17 protein-coding genes are annotated in these 13,589 nt (G+C 66.7%); 3 read left to right on the top strand and 14 right to left on the bottom strand.

What is annotated here, in order from left to right:
- Positions 1–20 precede the first annotated feature (20 nt).
- The 8 genes from AC07YH_RS21130 to AC07YH_RS21165 all read right to left on the bottom strand — a co-directional run bounded on the left by AC07YH_RS21130 (position 21) and on the right by AC07YH_RS21165 (position 6,251).
- A complete protein-coding gene (locus AC07YH_RS21130) occupies positions 21–1,457 on the bottom strand; it encodes a DegQ family serine endoprotease (protein WP_494748918.1) in 1,437 nt (478 codons plus the stop codon).
- A gap of 58 nt (positions 1,458–1,515) precedes the next feature.
- Positions 1,516–2,766, bottom strand: a complete 1,251-nt coding sequence (locus AC07YH_RS21135) for a TCR/Tet family MFS transporter (protein WP_494748919.1) — start codon at positions 2,764–2,766, stop codon at positions 1,516–1,518.
- Positions 2,763–3,257, bottom strand: coding sequence for an SRPBCC domain-containing protein (locus AC07YH_RS21140; protein WP_494748920.1), 495 nt, complete (start codon positions 3,255–3,257; stop codon positions 2,763–2,765). The genes AC07YH_RS21135 and AC07YH_RS21140 overlap by 4 nt, the downstream gene beginning before the upstream one ends.
- Positions 3,254–3,595: an ArsR/SmtB family transcription factor gene (locus AC07YH_RS21145; protein ID WP_494748921.1), complete on the bottom strand. Its 342-nt coding sequence runs from the start codon at positions 3,593–3,595 to the stop codon at positions 3,254–3,256. Before AC07YH_RS21145 ends, AC07YH_RS21140 begins: the two co-directional genes overlap by 4 nt.
- Entirely contained in the window at positions 3,592–3,915 is a 324-nt protein-coding gene (locus AC07YH_RS21150) for an MmcQ/YjbR family DNA-binding protein (RefSeq protein ID WP_494748922.1), read from the bottom strand. The genes AC07YH_RS21145 and AC07YH_RS21150 overlap by 4 nt, the downstream gene beginning before the upstream one ends.
- On the bottom strand, positions 3,912–4,373 hold the full coding sequence (locus AC07YH_RS21155) for a VOC family protein (RefSeq protein ID WP_494748923.1): 462 nt from the start codon (positions 4,371–4,373) through the stop codon (positions 3,912–3,914). Before AC07YH_RS21155 ends, AC07YH_RS21150 begins: the two co-directional genes overlap by 4 nt.
- Before the next feature lie 120 nt (positions 4,374–4,493).
- Positions 4,494–4,868 (bottom strand): hypothetical protein, encoded by a 375-nt coding sequence (locus tag AC07YH_RS21160; protein ID WP_494748924.1) that lies wholly within the window; start codon positions 4,866–4,868, stop codon positions 4,494–4,496.
- Between the two features lie 153 nt (positions 4,869–5,021).
- The gene (locus AC07YH_RS21165) at positions 5,022–6,251 is read right to left on the bottom strand and encodes an alkaline phosphatase family protein (protein ID WP_494748949.1); all 1,230 of its coding nucleotides are present in this window, start codon (positions 6,249–6,251) and stop codon (positions 5,022–5,024) included.
- Positions 6,252–6,396: 145 nt separating this feature from the next.
- On the opposite strand from AC07YH_RS21165, the gene AC07YH_RS21170 reads away from it, so the two are divergent.
- From AC07YH_RS21170 to AC07YH_RS21180, 3 genes are read left to right on the top strand one after another with little or no spacing between them, the layout of a single operon-like run.
- Complete coding sequence (locus tag AC07YH_RS21170) at positions 6,397–7,308, top strand: ABC transporter ATP-binding protein (RefSeq protein WP_494748925.1); 912 nt, start codon at positions 6,397–6,399, stop codon at positions 7,306–7,308.
- A complete protein-coding gene (locus tag AC07YH_RS21175; protein WP_494748926.1) occupies positions 7,308–8,132 on the top strand; it encodes a DUF2705 family protein in 825 nt (274 codons plus the stop codon). Before AC07YH_RS21170 ends, AC07YH_RS21175 begins: the two co-directional genes overlap by 1 nt.
- Before the next feature lie 2 nt (positions 8,133–8,134).
- Complete coding sequence (locus AC07YH_RS21180) at positions 8,135–8,680, top strand: sugar O-acetyltransferase (RefSeq protein ID WP_494748927.1); 546 nt, start codon at positions 8,135–8,137, stop codon at positions 8,678–8,680.
- Positions 8,681–8,761: 81 nt separating this feature from the next.
- Here AC07YH_RS21180 and rplQ read toward each other — a convergent pair whose 3' ends face one another.
- The 6 genes from rplQ to secY form a co-directional block, all read right to left on the bottom strand.
- A complete protein-coding gene (gene rplQ / locus AC07YH_RS21185) occupies positions 8,762–9,175 on the bottom strand; it encodes a 50S ribosomal protein L17 (RefSeq protein WP_494748928.1) in 414 nt (137 codons plus the stop codon).
- 200 nt (positions 9,176–9,375) lie between these two features.
- Positions 9,376–10,392, bottom strand: coding sequence for a DNA-directed RNA polymerase subunit alpha (locus tag AC07YH_RS21190; RefSeq protein ID WP_047413138.1), 1,017 nt, complete (start codon positions 10,390–10,392; stop codon positions 9,376–9,378).
- A gap of 79 nt (positions 10,393–10,471) precedes the next feature.
- Positions 10,472–10,861, bottom strand: a complete 390-nt coding sequence (gene rpsK / locus AC07YH_RS21195) for a 30S ribosomal protein S11 (RefSeq protein WP_004616890.1) — start codon at positions 10,859–10,861, stop codon at positions 10,472–10,474.
- Between the two features lie 12 nt (positions 10,862–10,873).
- Complete coding sequence (rpsM, locus tag AC07YH_RS21200) at positions 10,874–11,242, bottom strand: 30S ribosomal protein S13 (protein WP_252634399.1); 369 nt, start codon at positions 11,240–11,242, stop codon at positions 10,874–10,876.
- 246 nt (positions 11,243–11,488) lie between these two features.
- Complete coding sequence (locus AC07YH_RS21205; protein ID WP_494748929.1) at positions 11,489–12,064, bottom strand: adenylate kinase; 576 nt, start codon at positions 12,062–12,064, stop codon at positions 11,489–11,491.
- 135 nt (positions 12,065–12,199) lie between these two features.
- Positions 12,200–13,555: a preprotein translocase subunit SecY gene (secY, locus tag AC07YH_RS21210; RefSeq protein WP_494748930.1), complete on the bottom strand. Its 1,356-nt coding sequence runs from the start codon at positions 13,553–13,555 to the stop codon at positions 12,200–12,202.
- Positions 13,556–13,589: the final 34 nt, after the last annotated feature.

Genomic DNA, 13,589 nt, shown 5'->3' on the forward strand with positions numbered 1-13,589 from the left:
GCCGCCGGGCTCAAGTCGCGTCAGCCCTGGAAGCGGGCGGTGATCCGCTGGCCGTTGCGCTCGATCGTCACCACCCAGTTGCGGGCCTGGACGTTGGCGGCGGCGTTGAGCTCGGCGACGGTGTTGATCGCGCGGCCGTTGACCTCGCGGATGAAGTCCCCGGGCTGCAGGCCGATATTAGCCGCCGCGCCGCCGCTGATCTTGGTGACCAGCACGCCCTTTCCAGCGAACGGGTCGACGTTCAGGTCCTGGGCCACGGCGGGCGACAGGTTGACCACGGTCGCGCCCGTGAACGGATTGTTGCCCGTCAGGGTCCGCTCGTCACGGGCCGGGGTCTCTGGCGCCGCCTCGGCGCGGACGGTCAGCGTCTGCTCCTTGTCGTTGCGCTGGACCTGCATCGGCACGCGGTCGCCGACCTTGTGGGTGCCGATCGCGAAGGCGCCGCCGCCCTCGTCGTTCACCGCCCGGCCGTCGATCGACAGGATGACGTCGCCTTCCTTCAGGCCCGCCTTGGCGGCCGAGGAGCCCGGATAGACCTGAGCCACCAGCACGCCGCGCGGAGCGGTCATGCCCAGGCTCTTGGCGATGTCGCCGGTCACCGGCTGCCCCTTCACGCCCAGCCAGGGCCGGACGACCGCATGGCCGCCGCCCAGGGCCGCCGAGACGACCTGGCGGACCACGGCGGCGGGGATGGCGAAGCCCACCCCGCTCGACGAGCCGGAACGCGAGATGATGAAGGTGTTGATGCCGACCAGATCGCCATCCATGTCGACCAGCGGACCGCCGGAATTGCCCGGATTGATGGCCGCGTCGGTCTGGATATAGCTGCCGAAATTGGCCGCCCCGACATCCGTGCGGGCCAGGGCCGAGACGATGCCGTTGGTCACGGTCTGGCCCACCCCGAATGGATTGCCCAGCGCCAGGACGAGGTCGCCGACCTCCATCTGGTCCTGATCGTCGATGGCCATGACGGGCAGCTTCTCGCCCTTGGTGTCGATCTTCAGCACGGCCAGGTCGGCGCGCGGATCGTCCAGCAGCACCACGGCCGGAAACTCGCGGCGGTCGGCCAGTTGGACGGTGATGTCGCTCATCCCGTCGATATTGTGGTGGTTGGTGATGATCACCCCATCGGCGCGGACGATGGCGCCCGAACCCAGCGAGCCCTGCACCTGGCTGCCGCCCTGGCCGTTGCCGCCCATGAAGAAGTCCCAGAACGGATCGACGCGGCGCTGCACGACCCGGCGGCTGGCGACGTTGACGACGGCCGGCGCGGACTTCTTCACCACCGGCGAGAACGACAGCTTCATCGAGGCCGCGTCGGCCGGTACGCGGCGGGTCGGCTGCGGCATGTCCGGGACAGGACCGCTGGCGGCCGTCTGGGCGTTGGACTGCCCCGTCGGGTTCGAGCAGGCGGCCAGCAGGATGACGACGGGCAGCAGGGCGCGGATGGTCTTCAAGAAAGGCTCCTAAACGTTACCCGCCAACTCAGCCGAGCTTTCGGGCGACTCTAAGGCGTCAGGCCGCTTGCGGTTCCGGCGCTTGTAGCGGCTTGGCCTTGGCATAGGCCAGGACCGTCGAGGCCAGCATCAACGCCGCGGCGATCAGCACCGGCAGGCCCGGCATGTGCAGGGTCGCGTCATGGCGGATGGCGAAGGCGAACGGGAACAGGAACAGCGGCGGGCCGATGATCGACGCGATGCCCATCATCGCCGAGTTGGCGCCCTGCAGTTGTCCTTGCTCGTTCGGGGCGACGCGGCGGGTCATCAGGCCCATCAGGCCGGGCTGGATCAGGCCGGTCAGCGAGAACAGCGGCAGACCGCACAGATACAGCGGCGCGGTCGGGGCCAGGGCGTAGATCATGAAGCCGGCGAAGCCCGAGAACAGGCCGATCAGCAGCGCCCCGCGCTCGCCCAGCGCCTTGACCACCCGGCCGACGATCAGGGCCTGGACGATGATGCTGGAGATGCCGCTGGCCATCAGGGTCAGGCCGATGGTCGCCGGCGACCAGCCGTAGCGGAAGCCCATATAGAGCACGAAGACGCTGGGCAGGACGTTGTGGGCCAGCTGGAACAGGAAGCCGACGCCGGCCAGGCCCAGCAGGCCCGGATGACGTTGCAGCAGCTGCAGCGAGCCGATCGGGTTGGCCTTCTTCCAGTCGAAGCGCGGTTGGCGACGCTCAACCGGCAGCGACTCCGGCAGGACGAAGAAGCCGTAGAGCCAGTTGCATAGGGCCAGGCCCGCGCAGACCAGGAACGGCGCGCGATGGTCGAACTGCCAGAGCCACCCGCCCAGGGCCGGACCGAAGGTGAAGCCCACCCCGAACGCCGCGCCCATCAGGCCAAAACCCTTGGCGCGGTTCTCCGGCGTGGTGACGTCGGCGACATAGGCGCTGGCGGTCGAGAAGCTGGCCGCCGTCATGCCGTTGAAGATGCGGCCCACGAACAGCCACCACAGGCTGGGCGCGAAGGCCATGAACAGGAAGTCCACGCCGAGGCCGAAGATCGAGGTCAGGATCACCGGCCGGCGGCCCCAGCGGTCGGACATGAGACCCAGGATCGGCGAGCAGAAGAACTGCATCACGCCCCAGACGGTGGCGAACAGGATGTTCCAGTCGGCCGCCACGGCCGTATCGCCGCCGCCGAATGACTTCACCAGGTTGGGCAGGACGGGGATCATCACGCCCAGGGACAGCACGTCCATGATCGCGGTGACGAAGATGAAGCCCAGGGCGGCCTGACGTTTCACGCCCGTGATCGGTTGGTTCATTGGTCGCCCTCCCCGGCGGTCCCTTGTTGGACGCTGTTCGCCCGGGCCGCAAGACCCGCCAGCAGCGCCCGCCACCATTCCCCATGCCTCTGCAGGAAGACCATGTCCGGAAAGCCGTGCCGCGCCACGTGCGGCGCCGGCACGGTGTCCCAGCCGCGATGCTCGACCGTGACGCGGGTGCCGGTCTCCACAGGCTCGAAGCGGACCTCGACCTCGGTGGCCATCTCCGGTGCGAAGGTCGCCTGACGCCAGCCGAAGACCAGGCGCTGGCCGCGCTCCCAGACACTGACCTGGCCGACCTCGAACACCTTGCCGGTCGGCAGCCGCTCGACCAGGCGGCCATCCTCGAAGGCCATGACGCCGGGCGAGCGCGGGGTGAACGAGAACAGGCTGTTGGGCCGCCACCACAGGGCGATGTCATCGGTGAAAGCGTCGAACACCACCTCCGGCGGGGCGGCGATGCGCAGGGCGACCAGGATTCTCGAGCTCACTCGCCCTCTCCTTGGCCCTTGCCCTCGACGTGCGCCTTCAGGGCCGAGAGCTGGTCGACCCAGTGGTCCTCGGCCGCTTCCAACCAGGCCTTCAGCTGATCCATCGGCTCGGACCGCAGGCGATACACCCGGACGCGGGCGTCGAACTCCGGATGGCTTTCCTCCACGAGGCCCGACTGGCGCAGCGCCCGCAGGTGACGGCTCATCGCCGGCGGGGTCAGGCCCAGGCTCTCGGCCAGTTCGCCAGCCCGGCGCGGCCGTTCGCGCAGCAGATCGACCGCGCGCCGACGGTTCGGATCGGCCAGCGCCGCCAGGGTGCGGTCCAGCGCCTCGCTCACAGCAGCTTCTTCGGCGCGACGTTGCGCCAGGCGTCGAGCAGCGCGCCGCGGGCGGTGGCCTCGTCACAGGCCGCAAGACGCAGACGGGTCGCCCCGCCCTTCCCCCAGCCGCCGGGAACCGGAACGAACACCTCCGGCTCGGCGGCGACGCGCATCTCCTGCTGGTCCGGCGTCAACTTGACCATCGCCCAGTCGGCGTCGGGATTGCCCAGGGTCGCGAAGATCTTGCCGCATCGGAAATCGACCGTGCCCATGTGCGAACTCTCGATCGCCTGCGGCATCGACAGGGCCAGGCGGCGGAAGTCATCGGGCGAGATCACGCCTCCGAGCCCACCGCGATCTTCAGGCCGCTGCGTTCCTCCATCTGCGCGAAGGAGACGGTCTCGACATCGGCGGACACAGTCCAGATGTGCAGCTCGGGATCGCGACAGCGATAGGAACGCGAGCCGTAGAACTGGGTCTCGGGCTCCATCATGATCTCGGCCCCGGCCGCGCGCGCCCGCTCGCAATGGGCGTCGACGTCGCCCTCGACGTAGATGTGCACCGTCTGGGTGGTCTTGCCGCCCAGCGAGGCCGGGCTGGCGTGGTTCTCGCTCCACTCGTTGCCGATCATGATCGTCATGCCGCCCCAGCTCATCTGCGAGTGGGCAAGGTTGCCGTCGGCGTCCTCCAGCAGGAAAGTAAGCTCGAAGCCGAAGGCCTTCTCCAGGAAGGCGATGGCGGCCTTGGGGTCGCGATAGCTGACAGCTGAGACGAGACCCGTGCGAGGTTCGGCCATGGCGGCGCTCCTTTCAACGAACGACAATATTTAACTCATATCGCAACTATCTCTGCAAACGAAAAGCGCGCGCCCGGTCACCCGGACGCGCGCGGCGTTTCTCGCCTTAAGGCCCTGGGATCAGGCCGGCTCGAGGTGCTTGTCCAACGCCTTCACGTGTTTCACGTAGTCGGCGTCGTTGGTGTAGGCGATTTCCTTCACGTCGATCAGCAGCCGCTTGTTGGTCCCGACGATCAGGATCTTGGGCAGGTACATGCCGTTGAACGTGCCCCGCACGGTGTAGGGCGTCGCGCCCTGCCCCAGCGGACCGGTCCAGCCCATGACGTCGATCGCCATGCCGCCGACGAAGTGCGGGTCGCGGACCAGCTGGATGCCGCTGGTGAAGTTCGGCGCGTGGCCGGACACGTTGACGACGAAGAAGCCCGGCGTGCGCAGGCCCGTCCAGACGTAGGACGCCTCGGCGGTGTCGAAAGGCTCGGGACCATAGAAACCCATAACGCTCTCCCTGATGCTGGTTGAACCGTCCCTCGGACGTGTTCGCGAGGAACACGGGCGTCGCCATGGTTTAGCGGCGTCTAAATTTCTATATATACGTGTTTATGGGTAAATACGAGTCTTGGTTGCATTTCTGAAGGTCGCTCGTGGTCGCTAGCGCAGCGCCTGCCCCACGACCTTCAGCGCGCCGTCGCCCTTCTCGGGCTTCACGGCGGTGATCCTGGCCAGCAGCGGATAGACATCGACATTGTCGAACAGCGGCAACACAACGCCCGGCTTGAACGACGGGCCGTGAGCCACGAACACGGCGCGCATGGCCGGATCGTAGGGGTCGAAGCCGTGCGCGCCGCCGTCCTTGCCGTCCCACTTGCCAGGCTTGGCCTTGGCTTCCAGGGTCGTGGTGTACCACCCCGTCTCCGACAGGCAGACGATGGCCGGCACGCGCTTGTTGCGGCCGTAGTGGAAGCGGGCCGGGATCTTGGCTTTCTTCCAGCAGGTCAGGTGCGGCGGCGCCTCCTTCAGGAACGCCGCCTCGACCGCCTTCTCCTGGCCGGGCATGGGCGAGAAGCTGGTCACCGCGCCCTTGGCGACGAGGTGGATTTTCGAGACGTCGATCAGGTTGTCCAGCACCACGCGGTTGGCGGCCGGCAGCGGGGCCATGCCGTGGTCGGCGACGATGACCAGGTCGGTCGCCTCGAACCGCCCGCGCGCCTTCAGCCCCTCGACCAAGCGGCCGATGCAGCGGTCCAGCTCGACCAGGGCCGCGGTCAGCTCCGGCGAGTCCGGGCCGTAATGGTGGCCCTCGGTGTCGGCGGCGTCGAAATAGAGGGTTGCGAAGGCCAACGGCGGACCGTCGCCGCTGTCCATCCAGGCGAAGAGCTGGTCGATCCGCGCATCGTACGGCAGGTCGTGCTGGTACTTCATCCAGTGGCTGGGGCGGATCCCGTCGATCGCCGTCTCGGAGCCTGGCCAGAACATGGCGGCGGTCTTCTTGCCCTGCTGCTCGGCCGAGACCCAGAACGGCTTGGCCTGGCTCCACCAGCGCGGGTCGGTCATGGTCGCGCCGGTCATGGTGAACTTCGGGCCACCGATGTCGGCGTCCTCCATCTCGTTGCCGACCACGCCGTTGCGGTCCGGGCGCTTGCCGGTGACCAGGGTGTAGTGGTTCGGATAGGTCAGGCTGGGGAACGAAGGCCGCATCGCCCCGCGCGCGCCGTCATCGGCCAAGGCCTTCAGGCTCGGCGTCACACCGCGCTCCAGATAGTCGGCGCGGAAGCCGTCCATCGACACCAGGATCGTCAGGTGCGGGGCCTTCTCGCGCGCCTGGACGACGGTCGCGGTCGTCAGGGCGAGGACAAGGCACAAAAGGCGGAAGGCGGACATCGAAGCGTTCATGCCTCCTGATCGTCGCCGCAGGTTTCAAGCGTGTGACAAGACCCGCATGACCGGCTCTTAACTTGGCGCGGGTCCCCAGCCTCGCCATAGTCCCCTCGCCTGCCGACTCGCTTCGGCGCCCGGAACAGCCCGCATGTCGATCGCCCTCGAGGCCGACCGCCTCACCAAGACCTACGGGGCGGTGCGCGCCCTCGACGACTTCTCCATCGCCATTCCGGCCGGCGGCGTGTTCGGGGTGCTGGGCCCCAACGGCGCGGGCAAGAGCACCCTCTTCCGCATCGCCCTGGGCTTGGTGCGCCCGACCGGCGGCGCGGTGCGGCTGTCCGGCGCCGCGCCTGGCGACATCACCGCGCTGCGCAAGATCGGCGCGATGATCGAGACTCCGCGCTATCCGGCCTATCTGACCGGCCGCGACACCCTGAAGATGCTGGCCCTGGAGAGCGGGGCCAAAGGCGCGGACATCGATGGCTGGCTGGAGCGTGTCGGCATCGCCCACGCCGCCGACCGCTCGACCTCGGGCTACTCCGTCGGCATGAAGCAGCGCCTGGGCCTGGCGGCCGCCTTCTTCACCAAGCCCGAACTCGTCATCCTGGACGAGCCGACCAGCGGCATGGACCCGGCCGGCATCCAGGAGATCCGCGCCCTGATCGTCGATCTGGCCAAGCGCGAGGGCGTCACCGTCATCCTGGCCAGCCACCAGCTGGACGAGGTCAAGCGCGTCTGCGAGCGCGTGGCCATCCTGTCCAAGGGCAAGGTCGTGGCCGAGGGCGGCGTGGCCGAACTGACCGCCGGCGAAGCTCGCCTGCGCATCACCGTCACCTCCCCCATCGCCCAGGTCCTGGCCGTGCTAGGGGCCAAGGGCGCCGCCGACGGAGCCGACGCGGTCCTGGCCGACATCCGCCGCGAGGACACCCCCGCCCTGATCCGCGCCCTGGTCGAGGCCGATGTCGAGATCACCGAGGCCCGCTGGCGCGACGCCGACCTGGAAGGCGTCTACCTCAAGACCCTCGACCAGACCTCCAAGGACCAAGGGGGAGCGATCTGATGCTGACCGACGCCATCGCCGCCGAACGCTTCCGCCTGCTGCGCGACCGTTCGGCCCTGTTCTGGGGTTTCTGCTTCGCGCCGATCGTGGGCTTCATGATCAGCGTCGGCGGCGACCTCTTCCTGCGCACGGTGATCAAGAAGCCGATGCCCGGCGTCACGGTCGGCCTGCTGGACCAGGTGATCAAGGCCGTGGCCGGCGGGGCCGGCACCTTCGGCGCGCTGTTCCTGATGATCGGCGCCGCGGCCGTACTGGCCGGTGACTACCGCTGGGAGACCTGGCGGCTGCTGACCCCGCGCAATACGCGCCAGAACCTGTTGCTGGCCAAGCTGATCGTGGTCGGCGAGGCGATCTTCTGGAGCCTGGCCCTGACCGTCTTGTTGTCAGCCGTTGCGGCTGTCCTGGGCTCGGCGATCAGCCAGCGGGCGCTGACCCTGTCGATGTTCGACCGCAATCTGTTCGACCTGATCGGCGTCGTGGCCATCACCTGGCTGGAGGCCATGACCATCGCCGCCCTGGCCGCCTGCGTCGGGGTGCTGACGCGCTCGACCATGGGCGTGGTCATCGCGTGCCTGGGCCTGCGGTTCGTCGAGGGCACGCTCTCGACCGTCCTGCGCGCCATGGAGCCGCCGGGCAGCTGGAAGCTGCTGGCCAACCCGGCATACGACGCCGACCTGCTGCGCGCCGCGCTGTTGGATCCGTCGCAACTCGGCCAGGCCAGCGGTTCGGCCGGCCCGGCCCTGGTGGTGCTGCTGGTGTGGATCGCGGCCCTGGCGGCGGGCGCGGTCGTGCTGTTCCGTCGCCAAGACTTGACCAAGGAGTAGGCGTGAAGACCCAGAAGCAACGGATGCTGGCCGGCGAGCTCTATACCGTCGACGCCGAGCTGCAGGCCGACCAGCGCGCGGCCCAGACCTGGATGGACCGCTACAACGCCTCGGGCCTGGACGAGCGCCCGCTGCTGCTGGCCCAGGGCTTGGGCGCGGTGGGCGAGAACGTGGCCATCCGCGCGCCGTTCTTCGTCGACTACGGCTACAACATCCGCGTCGCCGACCGGGTGTTCATGAACTTCAACTGCGTGATCCTTGACGTCGCCGAGGTGACCATCGGCGAGGCCACGGCCATCGGCCCGGGCGTGCTGATCCTGACCGCCGACCATCCGCGCGATCCGGCCCTGCGCCGTACAGGCCAGGAGTCCGGCAAGCCGATCCACATCGGCGCCAATGTCTGGATCGGCGGCGGCGCGATCATCCTGCCCGGCGTGACCATCGGCGACGACGCCGTGATCGGGGCTGGCGCGGTGGTGACGCGGGATGTGGCGGCGGGGGCGACCGTGGTCGGCAATCCGGCGCGGCCGGTGGTCCCGAAGAGCTAAGGGCCCTTGCCCAGCATCACCGAAACGAAAAAGGCCCCGGATTTCTCCGGGGCCTTCGCGTTCAGCCTGGGCTGAAAAATCTTAGTCTTCCGAGTCAGCCGTGAAGACCGGACCCGAGTCCTTGCCCTTTTCCGAGACGTCGCGATCGACGAACTCGATGACGGCCATGGCGGCGTTGTCGCCGTAGCGGAAGCCGGCCTTCAGGACGCGGATGTAGCCGCCCTGACGGTCCTTGTAGCGCGGGCCGAGGACCGCGAAGAGCTTGCCGACTTGTTCGACGTCGCGAACCGAGCTGATGGCCTGACGACGAGCGTGCAGGTCGCCGCGCTTGGCCAGGGTGACCAGCTTTTCGACGATCGGACGCAGTTCCTTGGCCTTCGGCAGGGTGGTGACGATCTGCTCGTGCTTGATCAGCGAGGCCGACATGTTGGCGAACATGGCGGTGCGGTGAGCCGAAGTACGGCCCAGTTTGCGGTGGGCGTTACCGTGACGCATTTTCTATCTCCTGGGCATCGAGCCCGAGCGGCGCAAAACGTGTTGAGCGCCTGATTGTCACCAATCCTGGTCCGTCCCGACCGGGTCAGAGCGAAGCGCCGGGGCCCTCCACCGCGTGAGGCGGCTTCAAAAGGCCCAGGCCGCCTGCCCTTCCGAAGAAGGAGAGGCGGCCCGGATTTAGCGCGATAGCTTCGAGGTTCTTAGATTTGGTCTTCGAACTTCTTGGCCAGGTCTTCGATGTTCTCCGGCGGCCAGTTCGGCACGTCCATGCCGAGGTGCAGGCCCATGCCGGCGAGAACTTCCTTGATCTCGTTCAGCGACTTGCGGCCGAAGTTCGGGGTGCGGAGCATCTCGGCTTCGGTCTTCTGGATCAGATCGCCGATGTAGACGATGTTGTCGTTCTTCAGGCAGTTGGCCGAACGGACCGACAGTTCCAGCTCGTCGACCTTCTTCAGCAGGGCCGGGTTGAACGGCAGTTCCGGCTTGGACTCGTCGGCCGACTTGGCCTTCGGTTCCTCGAAGGTGATGAAGATCTGCAGTTGGTCCTGCAGGATCCGGGCGGCGTAGGCCACGGCGTCCACCGGAGTGACGGCGCCGTTGGTTTCCACTTCCAGGACCAGCTTGTCATAGTCCAGCGACTGGCCTTGACGGGTCGGCTCGACGCGATAGGCGACGCGCTTGACCGGCGAGTACAGGGCGTCGACGGCGATCAGGCCGATCGGCGCGTCTTCCGGACGGTTGCGGTCGGCCGGGACGTAGCCCTTGCCGTTGTTGACCGTGAACTCCATGCGCACCGAAGCGCCGTCGTCCAGCGTGCAGAGCACGTGGTCGGGGTTCAGGATCTCGATGTCGGCCGGGGTTTCGATCTGACCAGCGGTCACCGGGCCGGGGCCCGTGGCGCGCAGGGTCATGCGCTTCGGGCCTTCGGCGTGCATCCGAACGGCCAGTTGCTTGATGTTCAGAACGATATCGACGACGTCTTCGCGGACGCCTTCGAGCGAAGAGAATTCGTGCACCACGCCATCGATCTGGATGGCGGTGACGGCGGCGCCTTGCAGCGACGAGAGCAGAACACGACGCAGGGCGTTGCCGAGCGTCACACCGAAGCCGCGCTCGAGCGGCTCGGCGACGATCCGGGCCTTACGCGTAGCGTCGGCGCCGGTTTCGATCTGCGGCTTCTCAGGACGGATCAGCTCGTTCCAGTTTCTTTCGATCACGTGGTCGGGTCCCTTGAGAACGCGGCTCGCCGGCCGCGTTTTGCGCAGCCGGCGAAGGAGATTAGTGGTCTAAAAAGTACTAGACGCGACGACGCTTGGGCGGACGGCAGCCGTTGTGCGGGATCGGCGTGACGTCGCGGATGGTCGTGATGGTCATGCCCGCGGCTTGCAGCGCGCGCAGAGCCGACTCACGGCCCGAACCCGGACCCGAGACGTTGACTTCCAGCGTCTTCACACCGTGCTCGGCGGCCTTCTTGCCCGCGTCTTCCGCAGCCATCTGAGCGGCGTACGGGGTCGACTTGCGCGAGCCCTTGAAGCCCATCATGCCGGCCGAGGACCACGAGATCGTGTTGCCCTGAGCGTCCGTGATGGTGATCATGGTGTTGTTGAACGAGGCGTTCACATGCGCCACGCCCGAGGTGATGTTCTTACGTTCGCGCTTTTTAACGCGACCCGGTTCCTTGGCCATCGTCAGGCTACCTTATTTCTTCTTGCCGGCGATCGGCTTGGCCGGACCCTTGCGGGTACGAGCGTTCGTGTGGGTGCGCTGACCGCGGACCGGCAGGCCCTTACGGTGACGCAGACCGCGATAGCAGGCCAGGTCCATCAGACGCTTGATGTTCATCGAGTTCTCGCGGCGCAGATCGCCCTCGACGGTATAGTCGCGGTCGATCGTTTCGCGGATCTGCAGGACTTCGGCGTCGGTCAGTTGATTGACCCGACGCGCATCCTCGATGCCCACCTTGGTGATGATCTCACGGGCCGACCGTTGGCCGATGCCGTGAATGTACTGAAGCGCGATCAGAACGCGCTTGTTCGTCGGGATGTTGACGCCTGCGATACGGGCCACGTCTAATGTTCTCCTAGTCACGCACTAAAGACGCGAACGGCGCGCCCGGCTCGGTCCGGAGACCAAAACCGGCGCGCACGGATCGCGCCCTTTCGCGGAAGCGCCCCGTTATAGGGATCGTTTCGCTTCCGTCAACAACTGAATCCACCGGACATCCAGTGAATCAGGGCTTCTTTAAGCGACGACGCCCGCGTGACGAATGTCACGCTACCTCTTGGCAGTTGGAGCCTGTTTCTCTCTGTCGGTTTAACCGACGGAGACAGGCTCCAGGGCGGCGTCGATGGAACTGGCGACGGTTTCGACCGAACCCATTCCGTCCAGTTCCGTGAGCTTCCCCTGCCCTTCATAGTAAGGCAGCAGCGGCGCGGTCTGGGCATTGTACTGAGCCAAACGATTCACGAAGACTTCGGGATTGTCGTCTGGCCGCCCCTGTTCTTCGAACCGCTTCTTGATCCGTTCGATCAGGGCTGGCTCGTCTACCTTGAGTCGGAGAACAGAGTCGATCTTCTGTCCACGGGCCGCCAACATCTTATCCAGAGCTTCGGCTTGCGCGACCGTGCGCGGGAAACCGTCGAAGATGGCGCCACCGGCCGCCTCGGCCTCGGGCAGGCGATCCTCGATCAGGGCGATGACGATCTCGTCGGTGACCAGCTCGCCACGGTCCAGCACGCCCTTGACCTTCTGGCCAAGCTCCGAGCCCGAGGCGATGGCCGCGCGCAGCATGTCGCCGGTCGAGAGTTGGACCATGCCACGCTCAGTGACCAGGCGCTTGGCCTGAGTGCCCTTCCCCGCCGCTGGCGGACCGAACAGGATCAAGTTCATTTAAGCCCCTTCGCGCGTTCACGGGTCTTAAGCCCGCTGATCTCCCTAGGAAGACCTAGATTGCGCCGGAATAAAACGGAAGCCGGTTTTGTGACAAACCGGCTTCCGACGTGTCTATAAAAATTGAAGCCGGGCTTAGCGGTTGCGACCGCCGCGCAGCTTCGACTTCTTGATCAGGCCTTCGTACTGGTGAGCCAGCAGGTGGGACTGGATCTGCGCCACGGTGTCCATGGTCACCGTCACGACGATCAGGATCGAGGTGCCGCCCAGCGCGAACTGGTTCGACTTCACCGCCATCATCACCAGCTCCGGGGCCACGCAGACGGCCGCGATATAGGCCGCGCCAATGACCGTCAGGCGGGTCAGCACGTAGTCCAGGTACTCGGCGGTGCGCTTGCCCGGACGGATGCCCGGCAGGAAGCCGCCGTACTTGCGCAGGTTCTCGGCCGTCTCCTCGGGGTTGAACACCACCGAGGTGTAGAAGAACGAGAAGAAGATGATCAGCAGGGTGTAGAAGATCAGGAACGCCGGGTGGCCGTGCTGCAGCGCGCCGACCACGCCCGGGAGCCACTGGGCCCAGGACGGCAGGTTGGCCGCGTTGATGAACTGCAGGGCCGTCGTCGGCAGCAGCAGCAGGGACGAGGCGAAGATCGGCGGGATGACGCCCGCGGTGTTGATCTTCAGCGGCATGAACGAGCTTTCGCCACCGACCATGCGGTTGCCCTGCTGGCGCTTGGGATAGTGGACCAGCAGCCGGCGCTGCGAGCGCTCCATGAACACGATGGCCAGGATGGCGGCCACGGCGCCGACCAGGATCAGGAACAGCGGCGTGTAGTTGCCCGAGGTCTGCGACTGGACCAGCAGCTGGCCCAGGCTCATCGGAAGGTGGGCCACGATGCCGGCGAAGATGATCAAGCTGACGCCGTTGCCGACGCCGCGGCTGGTGATCTGCTCACCCAGCCACATCAGGAACAGGGTGCCGCCCGTCAGGGCCACCACGGTCGAGACGATGAAGAACGCCGGGCCGACGCCGCCGGCCACCAGGCCGGGCTGGGCCGACAGGCCGATAGCGATCGAGGCCGACTGCACGACGGCTAGAACCACGGCCAGATAGCGGGTGTACTGGTTGAGGGTCTTGCGCCCCGCCTCCCCGCCTTCCTTCTTCAGCTTCTCCCACGGCGGATACACCGAGCCCATCAGCTGCACGATGATCGAGGCGCTGATGTAGGGCATCACGTTCAGCGAGAAGATGGCCATGCGCTGCACGGCGCCGCCCGAGAACGTGTTGAACATGCCGAGGATGCCCTCGGCGTTGCCGCTGAACAGGCGCGAGAACGCGGCCGGATCAATGCCGGGGATCGGCACGTAGGTGCCCAGGCGGTAGACGACCAGAGCGATGATCGTGAACCAGATGCGCTTGTGAAGTTCGGTCGCCTTTTGGAACGACGCGAAATTCATATTGGCTGCGAGTTGTTCGGCGGCCGAGGCCATTCAGATCCCCACGACTCAAAAGCGCGATAGCGAA

This window comes from Caulobacter sp. GW456-12-1-14-TSB4 (genome assembly GCF_059424195.1).

Excerpts from the sequence above, each read along its gene's own strand:
- rplQ (WP_494748928.1), bottom strand. The coding sequence starts at position 9,175 with ATGCGTCACGGTAACGCCCACCGCAAACTGGGCCGTACTTCGGCTCAC.
- AC07YH_RS21160 (WP_494748924.1), bottom strand. The coding sequence starts at position 4,868 with ATGGGTTTCTATGGTCCCGAGCCTTTCGACACCGCCGAGGCGTCCTAC.
- AC07YH_RS21175 (WP_494748926.1), top strand. The coding sequence starts at position 7,308 with ATGCTGACCGACGCCATCGCCGCCGAACGCTTCCGCCTGCTGCGCGAC.
- AC07YH_RS21165 (WP_494748949.1), bottom strand. The coding sequence starts at position 6,251 with ATGTCCGCCTTCCGCCTTTTGTGCCTTGTCCTCGCCCTGACGACCGCG.
- AC07YH_RS21155 (WP_494748923.1), bottom strand. The coding sequence starts at position 4,373 with ATGGCCGAACCTCGCACGGGTCTCGTCTCAGCTGTCAGCTATCGCGAC.
- AC07YH_RS21205 (WP_494748929.1), bottom strand. The coding sequence starts at position 12,064 with ATGAACTTGATCCTGTTCGGTCCGCCAGCGGCGGGGAAGGGCACTCAG.
- AC07YH_RS21170 (WP_494748925.1), top strand. The coding sequence starts at position 6,397 with ATGTCGATCGCCCTCGAGGCCGACCGCCTCACCAAGACCTACGGGGCG.
- secY (WP_494748930.1), bottom strand. The coding sequence starts at position 13,555 with ATGGCCTCGGCCGCCGAACAACTCGCAGCCAATATGAATTTCGCGTCG.
- AC07YH_RS21135 (WP_494748919.1), bottom strand. The coding sequence starts at position 2,766 with ATGAACCAACCGATCACGGGCGTGAAACGTCAGGCCGCCCTGGGCTTC.
- rpsK (WP_004616890.1), bottom strand. The coding sequence starts at position 10,861 with ATGGCCAAGGAACCGGGTCGCGTTAAAAAGCGCGAACGTAAGAACATC.